This window comes from Ferrovibrio sp. (assembly GCF_041906005.1).
Lineage (GTDB): Bacteria > Pseudomonadota > Alphaproteobacteria > Ferrovibrionales > Ferrovibrionaceae > Ferrovibrio.
Genome location: NZ_JAYRJY010000001.1, coordinates 1,900,231 through 1,923,634 on the forward strand (window position 1 = coordinate 1,900,231; position 23,404 = coordinate 1,923,634).

The 23,404-nt window shown below is 64.3% G+C and carries 29 protein-coding genes; 17 read left to right on the forward strand and 12 right to left on the reverse strand.

The window, feature by feature from the left end; genetic code table 11:
- Window positions 1-46 precede the first annotated feature (46 nt).
- Genes ACE3OO_RS09220 through ACE3OO_RS09230 form a run of 3 tightly spaced genes read left to right on the forward strand, consistent with a single transcriptional unit; the run spans window position 47 to window position 2,084 of the window.
- Window positions 47-391 carry a DUF952 domain-containing protein gene (locus ACE3OO_RS09220; RefSeq protein WP_374302018.1) on the forward strand — a complete coding sequence of 115 codons (345 nt, stop codon included), beginning with the start codon at window positions 47-49 and terminating at the stop codon, window positions 389-391.
- The gene (locus tag ACE3OO_RS09225; protein WP_374302020.1) at window positions 388-1,026 is read left to right on the forward strand and encodes a 2'-5' RNA ligase family protein; all 639 of its coding nucleotides are present in this window, start codon (window positions 388-390) and stop codon (window positions 1,024-1,026) included. Before ACE3OO_RS09220 ends, ACE3OO_RS09225 begins: the two co-directional genes overlap by 4 nt.
- Complete coding sequence (locus tag ACE3OO_RS09230; protein ID WP_374302022.1) at window positions 1,023-2,084, forward strand: quinone-dependent dihydroorotate dehydrogenase; 1,062 nt, start codon at window positions 1,023-1,025, stop codon at window positions 2,082-2,084. The genes ACE3OO_RS09225 and ACE3OO_RS09230 overlap by 4 nt, the downstream gene beginning before the upstream one ends.
- Before the next feature lie 165 nt (window positions 2,085-2,249).
- Here the strand turns inward: ACE3OO_RS09230 and ACE3OO_RS09235 are convergent, their stop codons facing one another.
- Complete coding sequence (locus tag ACE3OO_RS09235) at window positions 2,250-3,098, reverse strand: fumarylacetoacetate hydrolase family protein (RefSeq protein WP_374302025.1); 849 nt, start codon at window positions 3,096-3,098, stop codon at window positions 2,250-2,252.
- A gap of 123 nt (window positions 3,099-3,221) precedes the next feature.
- Here ACE3OO_RS09235 and ACE3OO_RS09240 point away from each other — a divergent pair, with 123 nt between their 5' ends.
- Complete coding sequence (locus ACE3OO_RS09240) at window positions 3,222-5,042, forward strand: ABC transporter ATP-binding protein/permease (protein WP_374302028.1); 1,821 nt, start codon at window positions 3,222-3,224, stop codon at window positions 5,040-5,042.
- Here the strand turns inward: ACE3OO_RS09240 and ACE3OO_RS09245 are convergent.
- Window positions 5,039-5,665, reverse strand: a complete 627-nt coding sequence (locus ACE3OO_RS09245) for a TetR/AcrR family transcriptional regulator (RefSeq protein ID WP_374302030.1) — start codon at window positions 5,663-5,665, stop codon at window positions 5,039-5,041. The two genes, ACE3OO_RS09240 and ACE3OO_RS09245, sit on opposite strands and share 4 nt — an antisense overlap.
- Window positions 5,666-5,806: 141 nt before the next feature.
- On the opposite strand from ACE3OO_RS09245, the gene ACE3OO_RS09250 reads away from it, so the two are divergent.
- Entirely contained in the window at window positions 5,807-6,127 is a 321-nt protein-coding gene (locus ACE3OO_RS09250) for a hypothetical protein (RefSeq protein ID WP_374302033.1), read from the forward strand.
- Window positions 6,128-6,148: 21 nt separating this feature from the next.
- On the opposite strand, the gene ACE3OO_RS09255 is transcribed toward ACE3OO_RS09250, so the two are convergent.
- Entirely contained in the window at window positions 6,149-7,081 is a 933-nt protein-coding gene (locus ACE3OO_RS09255; protein ID WP_374302035.1) for a pyridoxamine 5'-phosphate oxidase family protein, read from the reverse strand.
- Window positions 7,082-7,084: 3 nt separating this feature from the next.
- Window positions 7,085-7,714: a glutathione S-transferase family protein gene (locus tag ACE3OO_RS09260; protein ID WP_374302037.1), complete on the reverse strand. Its 630-nt coding sequence runs from the start codon at window positions 7,712-7,714 to the stop codon at window positions 7,085-7,087.
- A gap of 113 nt (window positions 7,715-7,827) precedes the next feature.
- On the opposite strand from ACE3OO_RS09260, the gene ACE3OO_RS09265 reads away from it, so the two are divergent.
- Together ACE3OO_RS09265 and ACE3OO_RS09270 are read left to right on the forward strand one after the other, a co-directional pair.
- On the forward strand, window positions 7,828-8,718 hold the full coding sequence (locus tag ACE3OO_RS09265; RefSeq protein ID WP_374302039.1) for a LysR family transcriptional regulator: 891 nt from the start codon (window positions 7,828-7,830) through the stop codon (window positions 8,716-8,718).
- Between the two features lie 90 nt (window positions 8,719-8,808).
- The gene (locus ACE3OO_RS09270) at window positions 8,809-9,246 is read left to right on the forward strand and encodes a VOC family protein (protein ID WP_374302042.1); all 438 of its coding nucleotides are present in this window, start codon (window positions 8,809-8,811) and stop codon (window positions 9,244-9,246) included.
- Window positions 9,247-9,317: 71 nt separating this feature from the next.
- On the opposite strand, the gene ACE3OO_RS09275 is transcribed toward ACE3OO_RS09270, so the two are convergent.
- On the reverse strand, window positions 9,318-10,319 hold the full coding sequence (locus ACE3OO_RS09275; RefSeq protein ID WP_374302044.1) for a Bug family tripartite tricarboxylate transporter substrate binding protein: 1,002 nt from the start codon (window positions 10,317-10,319) through the stop codon (window positions 9,318-9,320).
- Between the two features lie 202 nt (window positions 10,320-10,521).
- Between ACE3OO_RS09275 and ACE3OO_RS09280 the strand changes: the two genes are divergently transcribed.
- Window positions 10,522-11,214 (forward strand): phosphatidylserine decarboxylase, encoded by a 693-nt coding sequence (locus ACE3OO_RS09280; RefSeq protein WP_374302046.1) that lies wholly within the window; start codon window positions 10,522-10,524, stop codon window positions 11,212-11,214.
- A 69-nt stretch (window positions 11,215-11,283) separates the two neighbouring features.
- Complete coding sequence (pssA, locus tag ACE3OO_RS09285) at window positions 11,284-12,153, forward strand: CDP-diacylglycerol--serine O-phosphatidyltransferase (protein ID WP_374302048.1); 870 nt, start codon at window positions 11,284-11,286, stop codon at window positions 12,151-12,153.
- Between the two features lie 43 nt (window positions 12,154-12,196).
- Here pssA and ACE3OO_RS09290 read toward each other — a convergent pair whose 3' ends face one another.
- Window positions 12,197-12,409, reverse strand: coding sequence for a hypothetical protein (locus tag ACE3OO_RS09290; RefSeq protein WP_374302049.1), 213 nt, complete (start codon window positions 12,407-12,409; stop codon window positions 12,197-12,199).
- Window positions 12,410-12,661: 252 nt separating this feature from the next.
- On the opposite strand from ACE3OO_RS09290, the gene ACE3OO_RS09295 reads away from it, so the two are divergent.
- From ACE3OO_RS09295 to ACE3OO_RS09305, 3 genes are all read left to right on the forward strand, one after another.
- Complete coding sequence (locus tag ACE3OO_RS09295; RefSeq protein ID WP_374302052.1) at window positions 12,662-12,961, forward strand: hypothetical protein; 300 nt, start codon at window positions 12,662-12,664, stop codon at window positions 12,959-12,961.
- Window positions 12,962-13,149: 188 nt separating this feature from the next.
- Window positions 13,150-13,419, forward strand: a complete 270-nt coding sequence (locus tag ACE3OO_RS09300) for a hypothetical protein (protein WP_374302054.1) — start codon at window positions 13,150-13,152, stop codon at window positions 13,417-13,419.
- Between the two features lie 96 nt (window positions 13,420-13,515).
- Window positions 13,516-13,668 carry a hypothetical protein gene (locus tag ACE3OO_RS09305; protein WP_374302057.1) on the forward strand — a complete coding sequence of 51 codons (153 nt, stop codon included), beginning with the start codon at window positions 13,516-13,518 and terminating at the stop codon, window positions 13,666-13,668.
- Window positions 13,669-13,674: 6 nt separating this feature from the next.
- Here the strand turns inward: ACE3OO_RS09305 and ACE3OO_RS09310 are convergent, their stop codons facing one another.
- Window positions 13,675-14,604 carry an EamA family transporter gene (locus ACE3OO_RS09310; protein WP_374302059.1) on the reverse strand — a complete coding sequence of 310 codons (930 nt, stop codon included), beginning with the start codon at window positions 14,602-14,604 and terminating at the stop codon, window positions 13,675-13,677.
- Between the two features lie 88 nt (window positions 14,605-14,692).
- Between ACE3OO_RS09310 and ACE3OO_RS09315 the strand changes: the two genes are divergently transcribed.
- Window positions 14,693-15,856, forward strand: a complete 1,164-nt coding sequence (locus ACE3OO_RS09315) for an aminotransferase class V-fold PLP-dependent enzyme (RefSeq protein WP_374302062.1) — start codon at window positions 14,693-14,695, stop codon at window positions 15,854-15,856.
- A gap of 7 nt (window positions 15,857-15,863) precedes the next feature.
- On the opposite strand, the gene ACE3OO_RS09320 is transcribed toward ACE3OO_RS09315, so the two are convergent.
- The 5 genes from ACE3OO_RS09320 to fabA form a co-directional block, all read right to left on the reverse strand.
- Window positions 15,864-16,409 carry a PAS domain-containing protein gene (locus ACE3OO_RS09320; RefSeq protein WP_374302064.1) on the reverse strand — a complete coding sequence of 182 codons (546 nt, stop codon included), beginning with the start codon at window positions 16,407-16,409 and terminating at the stop codon, window positions 15,864-15,866.
- A gap of 108 nt (window positions 16,410-16,517) precedes the next feature.
- Complete coding sequence (locus tag ACE3OO_RS09325) at window positions 16,518-17,054, reverse strand: PAS domain-containing protein (RefSeq protein ID WP_374302067.1); 537 nt, start codon at window positions 17,052-17,054, stop codon at window positions 16,518-16,520.
- A gap of 29 nt (window positions 17,055-17,083) precedes the next feature.
- Entirely contained in the window at window positions 17,084-17,908 is an 825-nt protein-coding gene (locus tag ACE3OO_RS09330) for an enoyl-ACP reductase (protein WP_374302069.1), read from the reverse strand.
- 51 nt (window positions 17,909-17,959) lie between these two features.
- A complete protein-coding gene (fabB, locus tag ACE3OO_RS09335; RefSeq protein ID WP_374302071.1) occupies window positions 17,960-19,192 on the reverse strand; it encodes a beta-ketoacyl-ACP synthase I in 1,233 nt (410 codons plus the stop codon).
- A gap of 105 nt (window positions 19,193-19,297) precedes the next feature.
- A complete protein-coding gene (fabA, locus tag ACE3OO_RS09340) occupies window positions 19,298-19,822 on the reverse strand; it encodes a bifunctional 3-hydroxydecanoyl-ACP dehydratase/trans-2-decenoyl-ACP isomerase (protein ID WP_374302074.1) in 525 nt (174 codons plus the stop codon).
- Between the two features lie 313 nt (window positions 19,823-20,135).
- On the opposite strand from fabA, the gene irrA reads away from it, so the two are divergent.
- The 4 genes from irrA to ACE3OO_RS09360 all read left to right on the forward strand — a co-directional run bounded on the left by irrA (window position 20,136) and on the right by ACE3OO_RS09360 (window position 23,297).
- Window positions 20,136-20,564 (forward strand): iron response transcriptional regulator IrrA, encoded by a 429-nt coding sequence (gene irrA, locus ACE3OO_RS09345; protein WP_374302076.1) that lies wholly within the window; start codon window positions 20,136-20,138, stop codon window positions 20,562-20,564.
- 212 nt (window positions 20,565-20,776) lie between these two features.
- Entirely contained in the window at window positions 20,777-21,196 is a 420-nt protein-coding gene (locus ACE3OO_RS09350; RefSeq protein WP_374302078.1) for a rubrerythrin family protein, read from the forward strand.
- 91 nt (window positions 21,197-21,287) lie between these two features.
- Window positions 21,288-22,652, forward strand: coding sequence for a (Fe-S)-binding protein (locus tag ACE3OO_RS09355; RefSeq protein ID WP_374302080.1), 1,365 nt, complete (start codon window positions 21,288-21,290; stop codon window positions 22,650-22,652).
- Between the two features lie 54 nt (window positions 22,653-22,706).
- Complete coding sequence (locus tag ACE3OO_RS09360) at window positions 22,707-23,297, forward strand: DUF3501 family protein (protein WP_374302082.1); 591 nt, start codon at window positions 22,707-22,709, stop codon at window positions 23,295-23,297.
- The last annotated feature ends 107 nt before the right edge of the window (window positions 23,298-23,404 follow it).

A 23,404-nucleotide genomic window follows, 5' to 3' on the forward strand; every position in this document is an offset into this window, starting at 1 on the left:
CGGCGGAACTCTCCCCGGCCGGCAAGCTTTCTGCTATGCCATCGTCATGACGACGATCTACCGCATCCTGCCGGCCGCCGACTGGGCGGCCGTGAAAATCGCCGGCCGTTTCGCCGGCAGCGCGCATGACATCCGCGACGGTTTCATCCATTTCTCGACATCCGCCCAGGTGGCCGAGACGGCGGCGAAGCATTATGCCGGCCTGTCCGGTCTGGTGCTGCTCTATGTGAAAGCGGAGTCTCTTTCGGCGCCGCTGAAATGGGAAAAGTCGCGCAACGACGACCTGTTTCCCCATCTTTATGGCGACCTGCCCGCGTCGGCCGTGCATCGCGTCGAAAATCTGCCGCTCGGCCCGGACGGCCGGCATGTCTTTCCCGACCTTGAACCATGAGCGGCGGCTTCAGCCTCGACCCCTTCTGGCAGCAGCCGGCGCGGTCCTATGGCGTGGCCGCGCTGGCGCCGGCCGGCACCCAGGGGGCATTGCAGCCGGTGCTGGCGCAAATCGCCGCCACCGCCATGCCTTGCGGTCTGCGCCTCGTGCCATCCTCGCATCAGCATCTCTCGATTTATGCCGTGGCACCGGTGCGGCAGAATTTCGACAAAGACGCCTACTGGGCCGCCAACGCGGCTAAGGTTGAAACTGAGCTGCGGGCCTGGGCGGCCACGCTGCCGCCCGTAATGCTGCGCTTCAGCGGTCTGCGCGCCACGCCCACGGCCGTCATCGCGGTTGCCGATGACTCCTCTGAAGCCGCTGAGGCAGTCTGGGGGCTGCGCCGGCATCTGGCGGCGATCCTGCCGCCGTCGCCTGACGGCGCGCCGCGCTACGATCTCATCCATATCACGCTGGCGCGCTATGCCGCGCCGGATTTCGCCGCGCGGATTGCTGCGCTGCCCGTTGATCTGGAATTTCCGTTGCAACAGGTGGTCCTGCTGCGCGAAACACGCTATCCCGCGTTGGAATTTGATATCCTCGCCACGCTGCCGCTCGGTGTTCCGTCGCCGGTCAGCCCGGAGTCTGTCGCATGAGCCTCTATCGTTGTCTGGTCTGGCCGCTGGTGCGGCATGTCGAGTCCGAACGGGCGCACCGCCTGACGCTCGACCTGCTCAAGACGGGCCTTGTTCTCTCGCCCCATATCATGTTTCGGCAGCAGGCCGACGATCCGGTGCTGGCGACCACGCTGTTCGGGCAACGCATCCCCAATCCAGTCGGGTTGGCGGCCGGCTTCGACAAGAATGCCGAGGTGCCCGATGCGATGCTGCGGCTGGGTTTCGGCTTCGTCGAGGTTGGTGGCGTCACACCGCGGCCGCAGCCCGGCAATCCGCGGCCGCGCCTGTTCCGGCTGGAGGAAGACCGCGCGGTGATCAACCGCATGGGCTTCAACAATGAAGGGCTGGATGCGGTGGCGGCGCGACTTGAGGCCCGGCGGGGCCGTCTGGGCCTGGTCGGCGTCAATCTCGGCGCCAACAAGGATTCCGACGATCGCCCCGGCGATTATGCGATCTCCTATGCGCGGCTGGCCGCGCTCTGCGGTTTCGCCGTGGTCAATGTCTCCTCGCCCAACACGCCGGGCCTGCGCAACCTGCAGGGCCGCGAGGAGCTGGCCGCTTTGCTCGCCCGGCTGCAGCCGCTGCATGCGCAGTACAAGACGCCCCTGCTGGTCAAGATCGCGCCCGACCTGGCCGAGGAGGATATCGACGCGGTGGCGGAACTGGCGCTGCAATACGAACTCGACGGCATCGTCGCCACCAACACCACCATCGCTCGGCCCGACAGCCTGCGCAGCCATCATAAGGCCGAAACCGGCGGCCTCTCGGGCGCGCCTTTGCGCGTGCGCGCGCAGGCCGTGCTCAAGCAGCTCTATGGCAAGATCGGCACCCGCATGCCGCTGATCGGCGTGGGCGGCATTGCCTCAGGCGAAGATGCCTATGCCCGCATCCGTGCCGGCGCCTCCGCCGTGCAGCTTTATTCCGCCATGGTCTTCGAGGGACCCGGCCTGGTCAGCCGCATCAAGGGCGAGCTTGCCGCCCTGCTGAAACGCGATGGATTCAAAAGTGTCGCTGAGGCGGTAGGGAAGGATAGTTGATCGATCCCATCGTCATCACCGGGCTTGTCCCGGTGATCCATCCCACGGTCAGGGCGTGCGGGATGGTGCAGATGGATGCCCGGAACAAGTCCGGGCATGACGGCATGTGATCAAAAAGAAACGGCGCCACGAAGGGCGCCGCTCTAAACCGGAATTCAGCACCGCTTACGCGTTCTTCACCGGGTTGCGCAGCAGGCCGACCTTGCTGATTTCGATCTCGATGATGTCGCCATCCTTCATGTAGACCGGCGGATTGCGCTTGGTGCCAACGCCGCCGGGGGTGCCGGTGGCGATCACGTCGCCGGGCTGCAACGGGATGAAGGTGGTCACATACTTGATGATCTTGCGGATGTTGAAGGTCATCAGCTCGGTATTCGATTTCTGCATCACCTGGCCGTTCAGGCGGCTTTCGATGTCGAGCGTCTGCGGATCGGGGATCTCATCGGCCGTCACCATCCAGGGGCCGAAGCCGCCGGTGGCGACGAAATTCTTGCCCGGGGTGAACTGGCCGGTATGGGTCTGCCAGTCGCGCACGGAGCCGTCATTGTAGCAGGAATAGCCGGCGATGATGCTGAAGGCGTCGGCCTCCGAGACCTTGTAGCCATGCTTGCCGATGATCACGGCCAGCTCGGCCTCGTAATCCAGCTTGTCGGATTCGGCGGGTTTCAGCAGGGGCTGGTTATGGGCGACCTGGCTTTCCGGCCAGCGCACGAAGATGGTGGGCTGGCCCGGCGGCTCGCGGCCCATTTCGCGGCGGTGTTCGTCGTAATTGACGCCGACGCAGACGATCTTGCCCGGATTGGGCACCACCGGCAGCAGGGTGGTGCCGTCCAGTTTCATGTCGGCCGTCACACCTTTGGCAGCGGATTCGACCTCGGCCAGCGCGCCGGCTTTCAGAACCGCGACGAGATCGGCATACTTGCCGCCCAGTTTGGCACCGACATCGACAATGCCGTCGCCGGAGACCACGCCATACGAGCTCTTGCCATTGCGGACGAAGCTCACCACTTTCATCGGACTGCTCCCTAGCCAGAAAAGGAATAATCGGGGTCGATTGTTTGGGGAGCAAACGATACGCTCCGTACACACCCCGATCAAGCGCCGCCAGCCTAATCCAGCCCCAGCCCTTCGCCCATCATGACCGACTTGAAAAAAACGCTACCCGGCTTGCTGATTCCACGACTCTGGCCTGCCAGCCGGCCCGATCTGCGCCGCCGCGTGGTGATCGCGCTGCTGTTCCTGCTGCTGGCCAAGCTGGTCAATGTTGCAGTGCCATATTTCTTCAAGCGCGCCGTCGATCTGCTGGATACCGGCGTATCGGCCGCCCAGATCGCCGTCGGTGCCGTGCTAGCCATGGTCCTGGCCTATGGCGTGGCGCGCATGGCGGCCCAGGGGTTTGGCGAATTGCGTGATGCGGTGTTTGCCAAAGTGGCCCAGGCGGCGATCCGCGACCTGGCCCTGCAGACCTTCAATCACCTGCATGCCCTGTCCCTGCGTTTCCATCTCGAGCGCCAGACCGGGGGCTTAAGCCGGGTGATCGAACGCGGCACCAAGGGCATCCAGTTCGTGCTGCAGTTCATGACCTTCAACATCCTGCCCACCATCGTCGAGATCGGCCTGGTCGGCGGCATCCTGTGGTGGCTCTATGGCTGGAGCTTCGCGCTGATCACGGTGGGCACCATCGCCGGCTACATCTTCTACACGCTGAGCATCACCGAATGGCGCACCAAATACCGGCGCCAGATGAACGACGAGGACCAGCGCGCCAATACGCGAGCGATCGACAGCCTGCTCAATTATGAGACGGTGAAATACTTCACCAACGAGGCGCATGAAGCCCGCCGTTTCGACGAGGCACTCAGCCGCTACGAACGTGCCGCGGTGAAAAGCCAGACGTCGCTGGCTTTGCTGAATCTGGGTCAGGGCGCCATCATCGCGCTTGGCCTGATCGGCGTGATGAGCCTGGCCGTGCTGGGCGTGCGCGACGGCAGCATGACGCTGGGCGACATCGTCATGGTCAATGCCTATCTGATCCAGCTTTACCTGCCGCTGAATTTCCTCGGCTTCGCCTATCGCGAGATCAAGCAGGGCCTGATCGACATGGAGGCGATGTTCAAGCTGCTCGATGTGCCGCAGGAAGTGCAGGACAAGGCCGGTGCGCCGCCGCTGAACGTCACGCGCGGCGAGGTCGAGTTCGATGCCGTGCGCTTTGCCTACGATCCACGCCGCGAAATCCTGGCCGGCGTGAGTTTCCGTATTCCCTCCGGCGCCAAGGTGGCGGTGGTGGGTGCCTCGGGTGCCGGCAAGTCCACGCTCTCGCGTTTGCTGTATCGCTTCTATGATGTCAGCGATGGCTGTATCCGCATCGACGGGCAGGATATCCGCGAGGTCAGCCAGACCAGCCTGCGGCGGGCCATCGGCATCGTGCCGCAGGACACCGTGCTGTTCAACGACACGATCCTCTACAACATCCGCTATGGCCGCGTGGATGCCTCGGACGCGGAGGTGCAAGACGCAGCACGGCTGGCCCAGCTCGATGGCCTGATCGCGCGCCTGCCCGACGGCATGGCGACGATGGTGGGCGAACGCGGCCTGAAACTGTCGGGCGGCGAAAAGCAGCGCGTGGCGATTGCCCGGGCATTGCTGAAACAGCCGAAGATCATGGTGTTCGACGAAGCAACCTCGGCGCTCGACACGCACACGGAACGCGAAATCCAGGCCGCCCTGGCCCGCGCGGCGGAAGGCTGCACGACCCTGGTGATCGCGCACCGGCTGTCTACAGTGGTGGATGCCGACGAGATCATCGTGCTCGACCAGGGCCGCATTGCCGAACGTGGCCGGCATCATGCCCTGCTGCAGGCCGGCGGGCTTTACGCGGCGCTGTGGCACAAGCAGCAGGAGGCGCGCGCCGCCGAGAATGAAGACAGCGTCGGTGTGCTCTCGGCGGCCGGGGATTAGTTGGCGCGCGATCTGCGGCGGCGCCCCTGAATTTTGCTGCCGAGCAGGAGATCCACTGCATGTGCGGCAATGTCGCGCAGCTGGGTCTCGTCGCCGAAGGCACGTTCCAGCACGGCCAGGCCGCGCGTGACGGTCATGATGTGCAAGGCGGCGGCTTCAGGGTCGCCATCGAATTCACCGCGCTCGGCACCCTGGGACAAGGCATCCTCAAGCAGGTCTGTGATGCGGGTAATCAGATCCGCGAAGGCCTGCCGTGCCCTGTCGTCCAGTTCCCCGTCCTGCTCGGACGCCAGTTCCATCAGTCCGCGTGTGGTGGGGCAGCCGCGCGGCGGCGCACCGGACCGGAAATTCGTTATCGTCATGTCGAAAAAGGCCGTCAGGCGTTTTCGCAGGGCCCCTGACCCCAGCACCTTCCGGACAGAAACGAGATAGTCGCCGGAATAGCGTTCGTAGGCGCAGAGGAACAGGGCTTCCTTGCTGCCGAAGGCGTTGTACAGGCTGCCGCGCTGGATGCCGGCGTCGCGCGCGATGTCGGACAGCGAGGTTCCCCGCACACCCTTGCGCCAGAACTGTTCGAAGGCGATGCGGAGAATCTCGTCGTGATCAAATTCCCGCGGCCTCATCCATTGCTCCACTGCGACTGGGGTGAAAGGTATTTGACATGATGTCAAAAACGTGATTTTCTTGACGTCGTGTCAAAAACAATAGCGCGGTTCGCGGCTGGTTTCCATGCCGAAGCGAGCCGACGCCTGACGGAGATCTCCATGATCACCACCCTGACGACCTTTGCCCTGCCGAAGCCGGTCACGCGCGAGGAAGCCCGCAGCATCTTCCTCAGCACCGCGCCAAAGTATCGCGGCGTGCCGGGCCTGCTGCGCAAGACCTATCTGCTGTCAGATGATGGCAGGACCGTGGGCGGTGTTTATTTCTGGAATTCGCGCCGAGAGGCCGAGGCGATGTACACGGATGCCTGGCGTGCCTTTGTGCGTGAGAAATACGACACCGAGCCAAGCGTGACCTATTTCGAGAGCCCGGTCGTGGTCGACAATATCGCGCAGCAGATTCTCAGCGACGCGGCAGCCTGACGTTCGATTGGTTGCGGGCCGTCAAGTCCAGTCGCCTGTCGCGGCCAGCTGCGGCGCGTAATCCGGTTCGCTCCAGCGCAGGGGCAGACCACCTTCAATGATATGGCCGGCCTCGACACGCAGTTTCAGCAGGCGTTCGGCGCCGGCGAAGCTGTCCACCTCGGGCCCGTCCCAGACGATCTCGGCCTGGGCCGTGAGTTGCAGCAGATCGCCGGTCGTATAATCCACCACCAGCAGCCCGGCGCGTGCATTGAGCGCGATGTTGCCCAGCGTGTTGAAGAACTTGTTGCCGCGGAAATCGGGCAGCGTCAGATGCGTGACGCCATTGGTCTGTTCCACGCGCAGGAAACCCGGCTTGCCGCCGCGATGGGACACATCCACCCCTTCGCCATCGGCCGAGGTGGCGATGAACAGCGTATCGGCCTCGGCCAGCATGGCGGTGGCGCGCGATGACAATGACGCGGATTCGGGCCGCCGCGGCGGCACGGCGGATGCGGACACATAGCGCGGCGCACGCGCCTGGATGTATTGCGGGCAATTGCCGAAACTCTGCTCGACGTCCACCGTGAAGCCGCTGTCATCCAGCGTCGTGATGCGTCCGTTCATGCGGTTGCGCCGCCGCGTTTCCGGCTGCAGGCCCAGCAGGCCCAGCTGCGCGCCCGGGCGCAGGTTGTCGTGCAGCGGATCGCCGGCGACGGGTTGGGCCGCCACATGCAGGATCTGCGGGTCGGGCGACAGCACGAAACCTGGCCGGCCGCTCAACACCGAGGCCCAGGGCCGGCCCTGTTGGTCCACGCTGCCGACGAACAGCGTGGGCAACATGGCGAAGAAATCGCGATGCTGGTCGGGCATGAAGTCGCGGATCGCCGGCCCCGCCATCTGCTGCATGCGCGCGGGCAGGGCGGGGTTCAGCCGCGCCTGCAACGCCTGTTCGCCGGCATGGAAGCGTCCCATGGTTCACTCCGCCGCCTGCGGGAGCGGGCTTTTGATCATCGGCACGAAACCGGGCAGGGCCTCGATGCGGCGCAGCCAGGCGCGGATATTCGCATAAGGCTCCAGCGCCACACCGCCCTCGGGCGCATGCGCCGTGTAGGAATAGAGTGCGATATCGGCAATGGTCGGCCCGTCGCCTACGAAGAAATCGCGCGTCGCCAGATGGGCCTCCATCACGCCGAACAGCGCCGTCGCCGCTGTTTTCGCGCGCTCGTGATCGAGAGGCGCCTTGAACAGCAGAATGATGCGCGCCAGTGCCGGCCCCATGGCGAGCGGGCCGGCCGCCACCGAGAGCCAGCGCTGCACCTCGGCGGCCAGCACCGGATCGCGCGGCAGCCAGCGGCCGGTCTTGTCGTATTTGCTGGCGAGATAGACCAGGATGGCGTTGCTGTCGGCCACCACCACGTTGCCGTCCTCGATCACCGGCACCTGGCCGAAGGGATTGAGGCGCAGGAAATCGGGCTGCTTCTGCGCACCGGTGCGCAGGTCGACATCGATATTCTCAAACGACAGGCCAAGCAGGGAGAGGAACAGCTCGGCGCGATGGGCATGGCCGGACAAGGGAAAACGATGCAGGCGGATCGGGGCGGTCATGGCGAGTCCTTGTGAGACGGGTCGCTGGATTGCGGCTGCCCCAGACTGCCATTTCCGCCAAAGATGATAATAATCTGCTTTTACAAATCACTATTTCATATTATGGAATAATCATGGATCGCCTGGAGGCCATGCGGGTCTTTGTTGCGGTGGCCGAGGAATCCGCCTTTGCCGGCGCCGCCCGGCGGCTGCATCTTTCGCCGCCTTCGGTCACCCGCGCCGTCGCCCTGCTGGAGGATCGGCTGGGCACGGCCCTGTTTCAGCGCAGCACCCGCCATGTGCGCCTGACCGAGGCGGGCGAGCGATTCCTCGCCGACGCCCGCCGCATCCTGAGCGACCTGGAGGAGGCCGAGGCTTCGGCTGCCGGCCTGCATGGCGCCCCGCGCGGCCAGCTCAGCATCACGGCGTCCCTCATGTTTGGCCGCCGGCATGTCGCGCCGGTGGTGCTGGATTTTCTCGATCACTATCCTGATGTCTCGGCGCGGCTGCTGCTGCTCGACCGTGTCACCAACCTGATCGAGGAAGGTTTCGATGTGGCGGTGCGCATCGCGCATCTGCAGGATTCGAGTTTAAGCGCCGTGCGCGTCGGCCATGTGCGGCCGGTCGTGGTGGCATCGCCCGATTATCTCGCGCGTCATGGCGCGCCGCAAAAGCCGCAGGACGTGATGGATCACGCCTGCCTGCTGTTCGCACCGCCCATCGTGGCAGAAGGCTGGCATTTCCGCGACGAGGTGATCGAGCCGCCTTCGCGCTTTTTCGTCAATTCGGCCGAGGCGGTGATCGCCGCCGCCGTTGCCGGGCGCGGCATCACGCGGGTGCTGTCCTACATGGTGGCGCCCGAACTGCAGGCGGGAAAACTGAAGGTATTGCTGGCCGAGTATGAAAGGCCGCCGATCCCGGTACATCTTCTGCATGCCGAGGGTCGTCGCGCCAATGCCAAGCTGCGCGCCTTCATCGACTTCGCCGCCGAAGGCCTGCGCGCCAACCCGGTGCTTCAGAATTAGAACCAGAACGATCCATTGTCGCCGCCTATAGTAGACACCGTCTATAATAGAACCGGGCGAAAGCCGCGTCGTACAGGAAAGGACACTGCGATGGATCAGCCAGTGCGGACTCCCGACTCCGCCTTTCGAGCCATCAAGGCCATCGATTATACGGTGATCCATGTGCGCGACCTGGCCGCCATGCGTCGCTTTTATGAAGACGTGCTCGGCTTCGACGTGATCCGTGAACTTTCGCCGCGCTGGATCGAATATCGCGTCGGCGCCAACACGCTGGCGCTCGCCATTCCGGGCTTGACGGCCAAGGACGTCCCGCTTCCGCCGGGCAGCGCGGCTTTACAGCTTGCCTTCAAGGTTGCGACGCATGAGGTGGATGCCTGCGCGGATGAATTGCGGCGGCAGGGTGTCGCGCTGGTGATGCCGCCTACCGACCAGCCTTTTGGTCATCGCACGCTGTTTTTCCGCGATCCCGACGGCAACCTGCTGGAGATATATGCCGACATTCCGCCAAAGGGCGGAGCGGATATGTGATGCGCGCAAATGCGCAATAAAAAGGCCGGCATTGCTGCCGGCCTTTCGGTGTGTCGTGGATGCGAGGACGATCAGTCCGCTTTCGCGCCCGAAGCCTTCACCACCTTTTCCCACTTGGCCAGTTCGGCCTTGATATAGGCGGCGAATTCGTCCGGCGTGTTCAGCACCGGGGCCGCACCCTGCTGGGCCAGTTTCTCGCCCAGGTCGGTGGTCTTGGCCAGCTTCACCACGTCGGCATGGATCTTGGCGATGATCTCCTTCGGCGTACCGGCCGGGGCCAGCATGCCGAACCACGACGCCGCTTCGAAACCAGGCAGGCCGGCTTCGGCAATGGTCGGCAGGTCGGGCATCGCCGGCGAACGCGTTGCCGTGGTGACGGCGATGGCACGCAGCTTGCCCGCCTTCACATGCGGCAGGGCCGACGGCATGTTGTCGAACATCACCTGCACCTGGCCGCCCATCAGGTCGGTGAGCGCCGGGGCCGAACCCTTGTAGGGGATATGCTCCATCTGCACGCCGGTCATTACCTTGAACAGCTCGCCGGCCAGATGGATCGAGGTGCCATTCCCGCTGGACGCCATGTTCAGCTTGCCGGGATTCTTCTTGCCGTAATCGATCAGGTCCTTGACCGTCTTCACCGGCAGTTCCGGATACACCACCAGCATGTTCGGCACGGCGGCGACGTTGGTGATCGGCTGGAAGTCCTTCACCACGTCATAGGGCATCTTGGCATAGAGGCTGGCATTGATGGCATGGGTGCCCACGGTGCCCATCAGCAGCGTGTAGCCATCGGGCGCCGCCTTGGCCACCATGGCCGAGCCGATATTGCCGCCGGCGCCGGCGCGATTGTCGATGATCACCGGCTGGCCCCAGGCCTCGCTCAGTTTCTGCGCCACCAGGCGCGCGACGATATCGGTGGTGCCGCCGGCGGGGAAAGGCACAACCATGGTGACCGGCTTGCTGGGATAAGCCTGGGCGCGGGCATCGCCCGGCACGGCCGGCAGGATGCCGGTCAGGGTGACAGCGGCAATGGCTGCGGCAAAAATTCGGGCAAGACGCTTCTTGGACGCCATGATTACTCCTCCTCAATTCCGTCTGGGGGGTTAGGCTTGCCTGCCCCCTCTAGCATGCTCCCGATACTGATGAAATGAGCGGGCGGGGCGAATAAGTCCGGGCATCAATCACCCCAGGCGATTCTGCCCAGCCGGACCTTTAAGACAGGGGCCGCAATCGCTACATTGCAGCCACTGCATTTTTCAAAGGGTTATGCCGTCTATGGACACGATCCGTTCCGTTCTGGTGCCGATCCATCGCGAAGGCTGGAAGTTCATCGCCATTTTCGCCGTGGTAACGCTGGTGCTGTTCTGGGTCGCCGAGCCGCTGGGCTGGCTGGGTGTGATCCTGACCTGCTGGTGCGCCTATTTCTTCCGCGACCCGCCGCGTGTGACGCCGGTGCGCGATGGCCTGCTGATCTCGCCGGCCGATGGCGTGGTGCAGATGATCGAGCGCGCCGCGCCGCCGGAAGAACTGGGCATGGGCAGCGATCCGCGCCAGCGCATCTCGGTCTTCATGAACGTTTTCGACGTGCATGTGAACCGCACCCCGGCGGAGGGTACTGTCACGACGCTGGCCTACCGCCCGGGCAAGTTCCTCAACGCCGCGCTGGACAAGGCCAGCACCGACAACGAACGCCAGTCGATGCGGCTGAAGCTGAAAAACGGCAAGGAAATCGCCGTGGTGCAGATCGCCGGCCTCGTTGCCCGCCGGATCCTCTGCGAGGTGCAGGAAGGCCAGTCGCTGCGGGCCGGCGAACGCTTCGGCCTGATCCGCTTTGGCAGCCGCGTGGATGTCTATCTGGATGACGGCATGGTGCCGCTGGTCTGCGTCGGCCAGCGCATGATCGCCGGCGAAACCGTGATCGCCGAGGATGGCGCGAGCGAGCAGCCGCGCAGCGGCGAGGTCCGCTAGGGGCGAAGTGCGTTAATACGGCGGTAAAGCAGATCGTCTAGATTGCCTGCCGAGCGAAGGAGACATCCGATGCCGATGAATCTCAAACCGCCGCAGCGCCTGCGCAACCTGCCGCTCAACACGCTCGCGCCCAATATCCTGACTATCATCGCGCTCTGCTCGGGGCTGACCGCGATCCGTTTCGCGCTGCTCGGGCAGTTCAAGTTCGCCGTCGTCGCCATCGCGGTGGCGGCCTTGTTCGACATGCTGGACGGCCGCGTGGCGCGTTTGCTGAAGGGTGCCTCGCGTTTTGGCGCCGAGCTGGATTCGCTCTCCGATTTTCTCAGCTTCGGCGTGGCGCCGGCGATGGTGCTGTATTTCTGGACCCTGCACGACCTGGGCAACGGCAATACCGGCTGGCTGGTGGTGCTGGCCTACAGCGTCTGCACGGCTTTGCGGCTGGCGCGGTTCAACACCGCGCTGGACGATGCCGAAAAGCCGCAATGGACTGGCAGTTTCTTCACCGGCATTCCCTCGCCGGCCGGCGCCGGACTGGCCTTGCTGTTCCTGATCATCAGCCTGGAACTGGAAAGCGATTTTTTCCGTTCGCCGGCGCTGAATGCCCTGTGGCTGCTGATCATCGGCGGCTTGATGATCAGCCGCGTGCCGACCTTCTCGTTCAAGCGCGTGCGGGTGCCGCGCCATCATGTCGGCCTGGTGCTGCTGGGCGTGGGCCTTTTGGTGGCCGGCCTGCTGAACCAGCCCTGGTATACGCTGGCCGCCATCGAGCTGGCCTATCTGGGCTCGATCCCGTTTTCTATCAAGGCGCATGAGCGGCTCAAGCGTGGCGACACCCGTCCGGCGGCGCCGGCCAAACCCGATGAGTACGCCGCCGGCAGCGAAGTGGGTGGCGACCAGCCCGTCTCGAACGACGGACCGCCGCGCACAATCTTGCACTGATGGCCTGCACTGACGGCCTGCCGGATGCTAAGGCCGGCGCGGCCTAGTGGCTGCGGCGCTTCTGGTCTTCCAGCTTGGCTTTCAGCTTGGCGGCGAAATCGCCGCCATCCTGCTTCTGCGCCAGGAACAGTTCGATGGCGAGCGTGGCGCGTTCCTGGTCGGTGACCGGCGGGCCTTTTTTCGCCAGCTTCTCGACAACTTTGAGCAATTGCGGGTTCAGCTTGGCGCGGATCGTCCTGATCTGCTGGGCCAGCATGACGCGCGGATCCTTGGCCGGGCCGGCATATTGGCGCGCCGGCTTCGGCGTGGTCCCTGGTCCAGGCTGCGGCTCGGCGCCGAACAGGCGGGCCAGCAGACCGGGTTTCTTGTCCGTTTTCCGGGATTTATCCGCCTTCGACTGGGTCAGGGTCCAATGTCCTTCGCGTAAAAAAAGTGGGTTGATTCGGTGTTAACCACTTTGGGAAACAATCTTCTTGTCAAGAGTTATACCCCATCATACATGTAAAACATGAGCTTTTTGGTTCCACCGATCACCTCTCTGCCCCAGACCCAGACGCCGTCCCCGGCCCAGGGCCTGGCCCAGCAGAACCAGGCCCCCAACGCGGCCCAGGCGGCCGCGGCGGTGACGGCCGTGCCGGTGCGGGCCGAGACGCGCATGGCGGCCACCGCTTCGGGCAATTCCGGCGGTTCGGACCAGGCCAAGGCGAAGAAGGGCAAGGACAGCGACAACGGCGCTGCCGCCACCGAGGCCAAGACCGACCGCAGCCGCCCGCGCGGCATGGGCCGCAACGCCGACCTCAGCGTCTAGGCGCATCCCTCTCGCACCGTTTTGAATCTGGTTTCGCCGCTTCGGCATCCGCTGCGGCATTCGCCACGGCATGGTCGGCGCGCGACAAAATTTCCTCTTGAAACCGGAGCGGCAATGGCCAAATTTTTTCGAGCCGGCGCAACCCTGCCGGCCCCGATGCGGCCTGACGGAACTTTAAGGAGGCAACCGTGCACCGCCCGAATCCGATGTCTTATGGTCAGATCACGCTTGAAACCCGAGGGTATGGGGCAAAGCAGTTCTTTGTCCGCGATGTCCAGCCGCTGGTGCTGGAGGCCTGCCGCCGCCACGGCATGAGCTTCGAGGAGTATGCCGCCAAGCTCGGCGTCACCCGCGCCGCCCTGGTGCTGATCCTCAAGGGCCACGATCCCGTGCCGCGGCATATGCTCGACAGCATCCGCCATTTCACCGGTGAGGCGCAGCAGGGCGCGGCTGCCTGATCCCGGCGATCTGATCTGGCGCTCTCAGGTTTTGTTAACCATGCAGACGGCACTCTCCGTCGGGTGATGACTGATTCGCCTGAGGGGGAGAAGGATATGCCGGGTCGTATACGGCACCTGCGCGCTATGCTCGCATCGATCAACGAACAACTGCAGCAGGAAGACCTTCGTCCCGAAGCGCGTTCCTATCTGGAGCGTACGGCAGATGCCTGTCGCGATGCGATTCGCGATCTGGCGATGAAGCTGTAGGCTCTCTCAAGCCACGGCGGGATTCTGCCGCCAGCGCGTCAGCAGTCCGGCATTCACCATCAGTCCCAGCAGGATCAGCGCCGAGCCGGCCAGCTCGGGCGTCGATGGCATTTCATCCAGCACCAAAGCCGCGCTGGCCAGGCCGAACACCGGCACCAGCAAGGTGAAGGGCGCCACCAGCGAAGCCTTGTACTGCCGCAGCAGGAAACTCCAGGCGGCGAAGCAGGCCGTGGTGGAGAGCAGGCCGATATAGAGCACGGCGAGGATGCCCTTGGCATCCAGTCCGGCAATGGCCTGCGTGATCGCGGCCTCGCCTTCGAAGGCCCATGACAATCCCAGCATGGGCAGCGGCGGCACGGCGCTGACCCAGACCATGAAAGCCAGCGGGCGTTTCGCTGCGGCACGACGCGTCAGGATATTGGCAAAGCCCCAGCAGGCCGCGGCCGCGATCAGCATCAGGAAGGCCAGCAACGGCGTGTTGACGCCCAGATCGCTGCCGATCACCACCAGGCCGGCGGCGGCGATGCCCAGGCCGATCCACTGAACCATGCCCGGCCGCTCGCTCAGCAGCAGGGCGGCGAAGACGACGCTGAACAAGGCCTGGGCCTGCATCACCACCGAGGCCAGGCCGGCCGGCATGCCATGGGCCATGCCGAGGAACAGCAGGCTGAATTTCGCCACGCCCAGCACCAGACCGGTACCGATCACCCAGCGCCATTTCACGCCGGGATGGCGGAGGAACAGCAGGAACGGCAAAGCCGCCACGGCAAAGCGCAGGCCGTTGAACAGGAAGGGCGGGAAGCTGTCGAGCCCGATGCGGATGACCACGAAATTGAAGCCCCAGATCGCGGCGATCAGCACGGCGAGGGCGATATGCGGCAAGGGCATCGGGCAGGCTTTTTTGTTATCGGTGCCGGCAATCTGCGCTGCAGCCATGGTCGAAGCCAGCAAAAAAATTGTCGGGGTGCATTTCTGTCCCGATTTGGGCAGTGGCAGGCCGGAATGGTGCCGCTAAGCTCGGGCCATGACCACACAGATCCCGCCCAGACTGCTCGCCTCGCAGCGCGCCCTCTTCGATATCCCCGACGACATCGCCTATCTGAACTGCGCCTATATGTCGCCGCTGGCCAAGCCGGTGGTGACGGCGGGCGAGGCCGGCGTGGCGCGCAAGGCCCGGCCCTGGCTGGTGACCCCGCAGGATTTCTTCACCGATACCGAAATCGTGCGCGGGCTGTTTGCGCGGCTGGTCAATGCGTCAGCCGAGGATATCGCGCTGGTGCCGGCGGCGTCCTATGGCCTGGCGGTTGCCGCCCATGCCCTGCCGCTGAAGGCGGGGCAGAGCGTGCTGACACTGGCCGAGCAGTTTCCCTCCAACGTTTATCCCTGGATGGAAAAGGCGCGGGCGGCGAATGCCGCCCATGTGCAGGTGCCGCGTCCGGCCGACGATGACTGGACCTCGGCCGTGCTGGCGCGCATCGATGCGACGACGGCGATTGTCGCCCTGCCGCATTGTCACTGGACCGATGGCGGCCTGCTGGATCTGATCGCCATCCGGCGCGCCTGCGCGAAAGTTGGCGCTGCATTGGTGATTGATGCCACGCAGTCGCTCGGCGCGCTGCCCTTCGACGTGCAGAGCATCGATCCGGATTTCCTCGCCGTCGGCGGTTACAAATGGCTGATGGGTCCCTATTCCCTCGGCTACCTCTATGTGGCGCCGCGCTGGCAGCAGGCGATGCCGTTCGAGCAGAACTGGATCGCGCGGAAGGATTCCGAGAATTTCGCCGGCCTGGTGGATTACAAAAGCGACTACCAGCCGGGCGCGCGCCGTTTCGATGTGGGCGAGCGCAGCAATTTCGCCCTGATGCCGGCGGCGATGGCCGCGCTGGAGATGCTGCTCGGCTGGGGCGTGGAAAACATCCAGGCCACGCTGGCCGCCCGTACGGCGGCGATTGCGACACGGGCGCAGGCGGAATTCGGCCTCGGCTCGGCGCCGGCGGCGAAACGCGCCGGCCATTTTCTCGGCCTGCGCTTCAAGGATGGCGTGCCGGCCGACCTGCCGGCGAAACTGGCGGCGGAGAATGTTTTCGTCAGCGTGCGCGGGCAGTCCATGCGGGTGACGCCGCATGTCTACAACACCGATCAGGATGTGGAGCGGCTGTTCGGCGTGCTGAAAACCGCACTGGGCTGAAGCCCGGTTACGCCACCATGGCGGCGGTGCGCTCGGTGGTGGTGCGTTCGGCGGCGGCCATGGCGAGCGGGTAGATCCATTCGCGTTCGATACTGGTCCGTTCGGCGCCATGGCCATGGCCGTCGCGGCTGCTGAACACTGAAACGCCCAGCACATGACCGATGGCGTCATTGTCATTGCGCAGCGGCAGTGCCAGGCGATGGAACGGCACGGTGAAGCTGCGGTTGGTGGGCAGGCTGCGCGCATGCTGCAGAAGGATGGCTGGCGTCCCGCTCACCTGCTGCACCATGCCCTGTACGACCGGCAGGGTTTCGGCATTGTAAATGACATCCAGCGGCACGCCCTTCAGGCAGCGGCCGAACCAGTCGGCCAGCGTCTCGCCGGCGAGGCGAATCCGCGGCATGCCATCGTCATGCAGATCGAGAATCCAGATGTCGGCCAGCGCCAGCCGCAATTGCAAGGCGTCGATATCACGCAGGCGGGGAATGCCGCCGGTGGCGTAATACAGCGTGGCCCAGTGCCGCGCCACGGCCTGCAACTTGGCATCGGGCATGTCGACAATCAGGGAGGCGAGGCCGTGTTCCATGCCGGCAAGGTAGAAAGCCCGTTGCCGGAATGGAAATTACAAAGCTGTAATGCAAACGAATTTAACTGGCCGAATTTAAGCGGCAGTGAGTGAATACCAATGATCGGCGTCGACAAACGTCGCCTCGACGCCGCGGCCCAGATCATTCTGACCCTTGAACAGCGTCGCACCCAGGATGTGACGGCAGCGTCCCTGTGCATCGGCCAGCGGCAGCGCCAGACGCTCGAAAGCGGCGGGCACGGTCCAGTCGGGAATCGTGCTGTGCATGTGGTGATAGCCGATGCAGGGCCCCTGCAGGACGCGGCGGGACTGCGCGGTCACCACCGGCAAAACCGTCGCCGGGAAAATATCCTCATAATAGCGGCCCTTGGGATTGAAACCGTACCACTGCACCAGCCCCTCGCCGGCCAGGCGCATGCGGAAGCGGCCGTCATCCTCGGCATCAACGATCCAGCTGTCGTTCAGCGCCTTGGGAAAGCGCGTGGCATCCAGATCGCCCAGCGCCGGCAAACGATGGCCGGCGCGGCCGTAGAGGTCGAGCCAGTGCTCCGCCATCTGCCGGTGGCCCGGCAGGCGCAGATCCTGCAGCAGGCTGCTTAAAGGGCGATCCAACCTGTCGCCTCTGGCAGCCGCATATGGGATCAGCCCTCGCCGTTGCCGTTGCCGTTCAGGTCGGCCGGGTTCGGCATGCCCAGCGCATGGAAGCCGCTGTCGACATGGACGACCTCGCCGGTGACGCCGGCGCCCAGATCGGAGAGCAGGAACAGCGCGGCGCCGCCCACTTCTTCCAGGCTGGCGTTGCGGCGCAGCGGGCTGTGCTGGGCGGTGAACTTGAAGGTGGCGCGGGCCGAGCCGATGGCCGACCCGGCCAATGTGCGCATCGGCCCGGGCGATACCGCGTTGACGCGGATATTCTGCGGGCCGAGATCGACGGCGAGGTAACGCACGCTGGCTTCCAGCGCCGCCTTGGCCACGCCCATCACGTTGTAGTTCGGCATCACCCGCGTCGAACCTTCATAGGTCAGGGTGATCAGCGAGCCGCCCTTGCTCATGTAGGGCATGGCCAGCCGCGCGACCTCGGTGAAGGAATAGCAGGAGATCAGCAGCGACCGGCTGAAATTGCCGCGCGTGGTGTTCAGATAGCGGCCCTTCAGCTCTTCCTTGTCGGAATAGGCGATGGCGTGCACCACGAAGTCGATCTGGTTGTCGAAGGCGGCGCCGACCTTCTCGAAGGCCTGGCGCATCGAGGTCTCGTCCTCGACATCGCAGGGCACCACGGCCCTGGCGTTCACGCTCTCGGCCAGCGGGCGCACGCGGCGCTCGAACGCCTCGCCCTGGAAGGTGAAGGCCAGTTCGGCGCCATGCTTGTGCAGCATGTCGGCGATGCCCCAGGCGATCGAGTGATCGTTGGCAACCCCCATGATGAGGCCGCGCTTGCCACTCATCAACGCGCGCATTTCGGTCATATCGGAAATCCGGAAAGGAAGGAGGTTTTTGTTATGGGCGGAAAGTGGCGGTCAGGCAGCGTAGCGCTGGAAGACCAGCGACGCGTTGGTGCCGCCGAAGCCGAAGGAATTCGACATCACGCGATTCAGCGTCACGTTATCGCGGCGCTCGCGCACAATCGGGAAACCCTCGGCACCGGGGTCGAGGTTCTCGATATTGGCGGACGCGGCGATGAAATTGTCGCGCATCATCAGCATGCTGTAGATGGCTTCCTGCACGCCGGCGGCGCCCAGGCTGTGGCCGGTCAGCGATTTGGTCGAACTGATCGCCGGCACGGCTTCGCCGAAGACTTCGCGGATGGCTTTCAGCTCGGTGATGTCGCCGGCTGGCGTCGACGTGCCGTGGGTGTTGATGTAGTCGATCGGCGCGTTGCTGCCGCGCGCGCTTTCGGCCAGCGCCATCTGCATGCAGCGCACCGCGCCTTCGCCCGAGGGGGCAACCATGTCGGCGCCGTCCGAGGTGGCGCCATAGCCGACCAGTTCGGCATAAATCTTGGCGCCGCGTGCCTTGGCGTGCTCCAGTTCTTCCATGATCACGATGCCGCCGCCGCCGGCGATCACGAAACCGTCGCGATCCTTGTCATAGGCGCGCGAAGCCTTCTCGGGCGTGGCGTTATAGGCCGAGCTCATCGCCGGCATGGCGTCGAACAGGCAGCTCAGGGTCCAGTCCAGTTCCTCGCCGCCGCCGGCGAAGATGATGTCCTGCTTGCCGAGCTGGATCAGTTCGGCGGCGTTGCCGATGCAATGCGCCGAGGTCGAGCAGGCAGAGCTGATCGAATAGTTCACGCCCTTGATCTTGAAGGCGGTGGACAGCACCGCCGAGCAGGTGCTCGACATGGTGCGCGGCACCATGAAGGGGCCGATCTTCTTCGGGCCGCCTTTTTCGCGCACGATATCGGCTGCGGCAACCAGGTTCTTCGTCGAGGCGCCGCCCGAGCCGACGATCAGCCCGGTGCGCGGATTGATGATGTCGCTTTCTTCCAGGCCGCTATCGGCAATCGCCTGTTCCATCGCCAGATAGGCATAGGCCGCGCCATCGCCCATGAAGCGTTTCTGGCGCCGGTCGATGGCGGCGTCGAGGTCGATCTTGACGGTACCATGCACCTGGCTGCGGAAGCCCAGCCGGGCATAGTCCTCGGCGAAGACGATGCCGGAACGACCGGCCTTCAGGCTGTCGGCGACCTCGGCGACATTGTTGCCGATGGACGAGGTGATGCCGATACCGGTGACGACGACGCGACGCATGGGCGTGAAACTCCTCAGGATGCGGGCCGGATCGTGGATCGGGCGAATCCGGCAGCCGCAGTCATTGCACCCGTTTGATAAACCGACGCAGCCTTTCGGGGGCTGTTACGTGGCGGCCGGCGCCATGCCATCGGGGAAAACGCCGACCCGCATGTCCTTGCATTCATAGGCCGGTTTGCCGTCGATATACATGGTGCCGTCGGCGATGGCGATGCCGAACTTGCGCAGCAGCAGTTTCTTGATGTCGATCTTGTAGGTGATCTTCTTCGCCGCCGGCGTCACCATGTCGGAGAACTTCACCTCACCGACGCTGAGCGCGCGGCCGCGGCCGGGCGCCTTCATCCAGCCGAGGAAAAAGCCGACCAGCTGCCACATGCCATCCAGGCCCAGACAGCCCGGCATGATCGGATCATTCTCGAAATGGCAGGGGAAGAACCACAGGTTGGGCTTGATATCCAGTTCGGCCTCGATCTCGCCCTTGCCGTATTTACCGCCGTCGCTGACGATCTTCACGATGCGGTCGAGCATCAGCATGGGCGGCAGCGGCAGACGGGCATTGCCCTCGCCGAACAGCTTGCCATGCGCGCAAGCAAGAAGATCCTCGTAGCTGTAACTGTTCTTCTGTTCCACGTTGGGAAACCCTCAACCCCGTTAGCAATGCCTGCTGTCAGCTAGGCCCGATATGGCTGGCGACCTTATTGCCGGACGGACACCTTGAATTGCCGGCCGGACAATGCATCGGCAACCGCCCCGAACCATAAGTAGCGGGCAGTCCTTCGCCTTCCGGGCACAATGTAGTGATCCGGGGGCGGGTCGCAACAGTTTCGTTGCACTTTGTTACATCTGTGCCATCGCCGGCCGGCCGGGCCGAGGGCGGGGCTAAAAACCGCCGGGAACCGCCAAGTATGACATTCCTGTGGCCGAGGGGCGGATCCTGCTATATATGCAAATCATGACCAAGGTGATCGAACCCCGTTTCCGGGCCGCCGCCGAACAGTTGCGGGCCGCCGGCCTGCGCACCACGCGGCAGCGCTTGGTGCTGGCCGATATCCTGTTCGAACGCGGCAACCGGCATGTGACGGCGGAAAGCCTGTTCACCGAAGCCGCCGAACGGGGCTCCCGCCTGTCCCTCGCCACCGTCTATAACTGCCTGCACCAGTTCACGGCCGCCGGATTGCTCCGTATGGTGACGGTTGATGCCGGTCGGGCCTATTTCGACACCAACCTGTCGGCGCATCACCATTTCTATTACGAACGCACCGGCGAGCTGCGCGACATTCCGGAAACCGAGGTGGCGGTGGCCCGTCTGCCGGCCGCGCCCAACGGGGCCAAGATCGCCCGGGTCGATGTGATCGTGCGGCTGGAAGACTGATCTGCCGCAGCGCGGGAAGGGTCGTAGCGACCCTGCATAAGTTAGAATAATTCCAAAAAACCTTGACAGTGAAAGGCGCCGGTCCATAATCCGCAGCGTCCCGAATCTCTGTCCCGCTGCCCCCCATTGGCAGTGGGGGGCCAGAGCGGGGCGCCCGCCCCGGGGCCAACCCGGCTCCGGCGGTTTGCAGGGAAGAACCAGGAGGACCAGCCATGCCCGCACTCAAAGGCACCAAGACTCACGCCAACCTGAAGGAAGCCTTCGCCGGTGAAAGCCAGGCGAACCGCCGCTACCTCTACTTCGCCCAGAAGGCCGACGTGGAAGGCTACAACGACGTCGCCGCCGTGTTCCGCTCCACCGCGGAAGGCGAGACCGGCCACGCCCACGGCCATCTCGAATTCATGGCCGAAGTCGGCGATCCGGCCACCGATCTGCCGATCGGCCCCACCGCCTCCAACCTGAAGGCCGCCGTTGCCGGTGAGACCCACGAATACACCGACATGTATCCCGGCATGGCCAAGACCGCCCGCGACGAAGGTTTCGACGAGATCGCGGAATGGTTCGAGACGCTGGCCAAGGCCGAGAAGAGCCATGCCGGCCGTTTCCAGAAGGCGCTCGATACGCTCGGCTGATCGCCGCGCGTTTCAACGGTGACGTACCGCCCGGAGTCCGTTCGGACTCCGGGCCTTTCCCGTAGACGCACCCGCATTCCCGGAGACGATCATGCGCGAAGGCAGCCTCGAGGCGCCCACCCGGCATCCGCTGGACTGGCAGAATCCCGATTTCTACGATCTGGAAAAGCTCGACGCCGAAATGCGGCGCGTGCTCGATATCTGTCACGGCTGTCGCCGCTGCTTCAATTTGTGTGATTCCTTCCCGCGCCTGTTCGATCTGGTCGATGCCTCGCCCACCGGCGAACTGGACGAGGTCGAGTCGAAGGACTTCAAGCCGATCGTGGATGCCTGCACGCTCTGCGATCTGTGCTACATGACCAAGTGCCCCTATGTGCCGCCGCACGAGTTCAATCTCGATTTTCCGCATCTGATGCTGCGCTACCGCGCGGCCGAGCGGCATCACGGCCACAAGGATGCCATTGGCGACCAGCTCTCGCAGACCGACCGCAACGGCAAGCTGGCCGGCCTGGTTGCCCCGATTGCCAACTGGGCATCGGAGCGCGGCAACGGCCTGACCCGTCCGATCATGGAAGCCGTCGCCGACATCCATCGCGACGCCGAACTGCCGAAATTCAATGCCAGGACGCTGGTGGCGCGCGCCAAATCCGAACCGGCGGCGATCAACACCGCCGCGCCGGCCTATGGCAAGCGCAAGGCGGCGATCTATGCCACCTGCTTCGGCAACTACAACAATCCCGATATCGGCGTCGCGGCGCAGAAGATCCTCGCCCATAACGGCGTCGACCTGCGCGTGGAATATCCCGGCTGCTGCGGCATGCCGCGGCTGGAGCAGGGCGACATTGCCGATGTGGCGAAAAAGGCCCGCGTGGTGGCCGAGGCCTTCGCGCCGCTGATCGACCAGGGCTACGACATCGTGGCGCTGGTGCCGAGCTGCGCGCTGATGCTGAAATTCGAATGGCCGCTGATCCTGCCCGGTGATCCGCTGGTCAAGAAGCTGGCCCAGGCCACCTTCGACATCTCGGAATACATCGTCGACATCGCCAAGAAGGAAGGCCTCGCGCCTGGGCTCAAACCGCTGGAAGGCGGTGTCACCCTGCATCTGGCCTGCCATGCCCGCGCGCAGAATATGGGCGCGAAAGCCACCGAGCTGATGAAGCTGATCCCCGAGATGAAGCCGGGCCAGGATCTTGCCGTGATCGAACGCTGCGCCGGCCATGGCGGCTCATGGGGCGTGCGCAAGGAGTTCTTCGAGGTCGGCATGAAGGTGGGCAAGCCGGTGGCGCGCACGGCGGTGAAGGAAAACAAGGCGCATATCGCCTCGGAATGCCCGCTGGCGGCGATCCATATCCGCCAGGGCATGGAGCGCGAAGGCAAGGATGCAGCCGGCTTCAATCTGCCGGCCAAGGCCGATCACCCGGTCGAGCTGTTCGCCCGGGCCTACGGACTGATCTGAAGTTCAAGCTGAGGGGGCGGAGGGGCTTCGCGCTTTCAGAAGGATGATGTGTACATGGCTTTGAAAACCACGATCACCCACGCCGATATCCTGCCGCTCGATGAATTCCAGAAGCTGCGCAAGGACAAGCGCGCCGAAGTGGTGGCGATCAAGAAGAACCGCCGCGTCGGCGTCGGTCCGTTCTGCACCTTCTATTTCGAGAATTACGCCACCATGTGGTGGCAGATCCAGGAAATGCTGTTCATCGAGAAGGGCGGCGCCGAGCAGCTGGAGGACGAGCTGCGCGCCTACGAGCCGCTGATCCCGAAGGGCCGCGAGCTGGTCGCCACCTTCATGATCGAAATCGAGGATGCGGTGCGCCGGCCCGTCGTGCTGGCCCAGCTCACCAATATCGACCAGACCGTGATGCTGGAATTCGCCGGCCACAAGATCCGTGCCGTGCCGGAAGGCGATGCCGAACGCAACCGCGAGGACGGCAAGACCTCAAGCGTGCATTTCCTGCGTTTCCCCTTCACGGCGGAACAGATCGCCGAATTCCGCAAGCCCGGTACCCGCGTGCTTCTGGCCGTCGAGCATCCCCATTACGGTCATATCGCCGTGATGCCGGAAGCGGTACGCGACAGCCTGGCGCAGGATTTCGCATAAGCCATCGGGCCTGGACAATAAAAACGTGGATGCCACGCCCAAGGCGTGGCATGACGGATATATTCGTTTTCGAATATCGTCATGCTCGGACTTGGTCCGAGCATCCA

Excerpts from the sequence above, each read along its gene's own strand:
- ACE3OO_RS09220 (WP_374302018.1), top strand. The coding sequence starts at position 47 with ATGACGACGATCTACCGCATCCTGCCGGCCGCCGACTGGGCGGCCGTG.
- ACE3OO_RS09225 (WP_374302020.1), top strand. The coding sequence starts at position 388 with ATGAGCGGCGGCTTCAGCCTCGACCCCTTCTGGCAGCAGCCGGCGCGG.
- ACE3OO_RS09230 (WP_374302022.1), top strand. The coding sequence starts at position 1,023 with ATGAGCCTCTATCGTTGTCTGGTCTGGCCGCTGGTGCGGCATGTCGAG.
- ACE3OO_RS09235 (WP_374302025.1), bottom strand. The coding sequence starts at position 3,098 with ATGAAAGTGGTGAGCTTCGTCCGCAATGGCAAGAGCTCGTATGGCGTG.
- ACE3OO_RS09240 (WP_374302028.1), top strand. The coding sequence starts at position 3,222 with ATGACCGACTTGAAAAAAACGCTACCCGGCTTGCTGATTCCACGACTC.
- ACE3OO_RS09245 (WP_374302030.1), bottom strand. The coding sequence starts at position 5,665 with ATGAGGCCGCGGGAATTTGATCACGACGAGATTCTCCGCATCGCCTTC.
- ACE3OO_RS09250 (WP_374302033.1), top strand. The coding sequence starts at position 5,807 with ATGATCACCACCCTGACGACCTTTGCCCTGCCGAAGCCGGTCACGCGC.
- ACE3OO_RS09255 (WP_374302035.1), bottom strand. The coding sequence starts at position 7,081 with ATGGGACGCTTCCATGCCGGCGAACAGGCGTTGCAGGCGCGGCTGAAC.
- ACE3OO_RS09260 (WP_374302037.1), bottom strand. The coding sequence starts at position 7,714 with ATGACCGCCCCGATCCGCCTGCATCGTTTTCCCTTGTCCGGCCATGCC.
- ACE3OO_RS09265 (WP_374302039.1), top strand. The coding sequence starts at position 7,828 with ATGGATCGCCTGGAGGCCATGCGGGTCTTTGTTGCGGTGGCCGAGGAA.
- ACE3OO_RS09270 (WP_374302042.1), top strand. The coding sequence starts at position 8,809 with ATGGATCAGCCAGTGCGGACTCCCGACTCCGCCTTTCGAGCCATCAAG.
- ACE3OO_RS09275 (WP_374302044.1), bottom strand. The coding sequence starts at position 10,319 with ATGGCGTCCAAGAAGCGTCTTGCCCGAATTTTTGCCGCAGCCATTGCC.
- ACE3OO_RS09280 (WP_374302046.1), top strand. The coding sequence starts at position 10,522 with ATGGACACGATCCGTTCCGTTCTGGTGCCGATCCATCGCGAAGGCTGG.
- pssA (WP_374302048.1), top strand. The coding sequence starts at position 11,284 with ATGCCGATGAATCTCAAACCGCCGCAGCGCCTGCGCAACCTGCCGCTC.
- ACE3OO_RS09290 (WP_374302049.1), bottom strand. The coding sequence starts at position 12,409 with ATGCTGGCCCAGCAGATCAGGACGATCCGCGCCAAGCTGAACCCGCAA.
- ACE3OO_RS09295 (WP_374302052.1), top strand. The coding sequence starts at position 12,662 with ATGAGCTTTTTGGTTCCACCGATCACCTCTCTGCCCCAGACCCAGACG.
- ACE3OO_RS09305 (WP_374302057.1), top strand. The coding sequence starts at position 13,516 with ATGCCGGGTCGTATACGGCACCTGCGCGCTATGCTCGCATCGATCAAC.
- ACE3OO_RS09310 (WP_374302059.1), bottom strand. The coding sequence starts at position 14,604 with ATGGCTGCAGCGCAGATTGCCGGCACCGATAACAAAAAAGCCTGCCCG.
- ACE3OO_RS09315 (WP_374302062.1), top strand. The coding sequence starts at position 14,693 with ATGACCACACAGATCCCGCCCAGACTGCTCGCCTCGCAGCGCGCCCTC.
- ACE3OO_RS09320 (WP_374302064.1), bottom strand. The coding sequence starts at position 16,409 with ATGCCCGATGCCAAGTTGCAGGCCGTGGCGCGGCACTGGGCCACGCTG.
- ACE3OO_RS09330 (WP_374302069.1), bottom strand. The coding sequence starts at position 17,908 with ATGACCGAAATGCGCGCGTTGATGAGTGGCAAGCGCGGCCTCATCATG.
- fabB (WP_374302071.1), bottom strand. The coding sequence starts at position 19,192 with ATGCGTCGCGTCGTCGTCACCGGTATCGGCATCACCTCGTCCATCGGC.
- irrA (WP_374302076.1), top strand. The coding sequence starts at position 20,136 with ATGCAAATCATGACCAAGGTGATCGAACCCCGTTTCCGGGCCGCCGCC.
- ACE3OO_RS09350 (WP_374302078.1), top strand. The coding sequence starts at position 20,777 with ATGCCCGCACTCAAAGGCACCAAGACTCACGCCAACCTGAAGGAAGCC.
- ACE3OO_RS09355 (WP_374302080.1), top strand. The coding sequence starts at position 21,288 with ATGCGCGAAGGCAGCCTCGAGGCGCCCACCCGGCATCCGCTGGACTGG.
- ACE3OO_RS09360 (WP_374302082.1), top strand. The coding sequence starts at position 22,707 with ATGGCTTTGAAAACCACGATCACCCACGCCGATATCCTGCCGCTCGAT.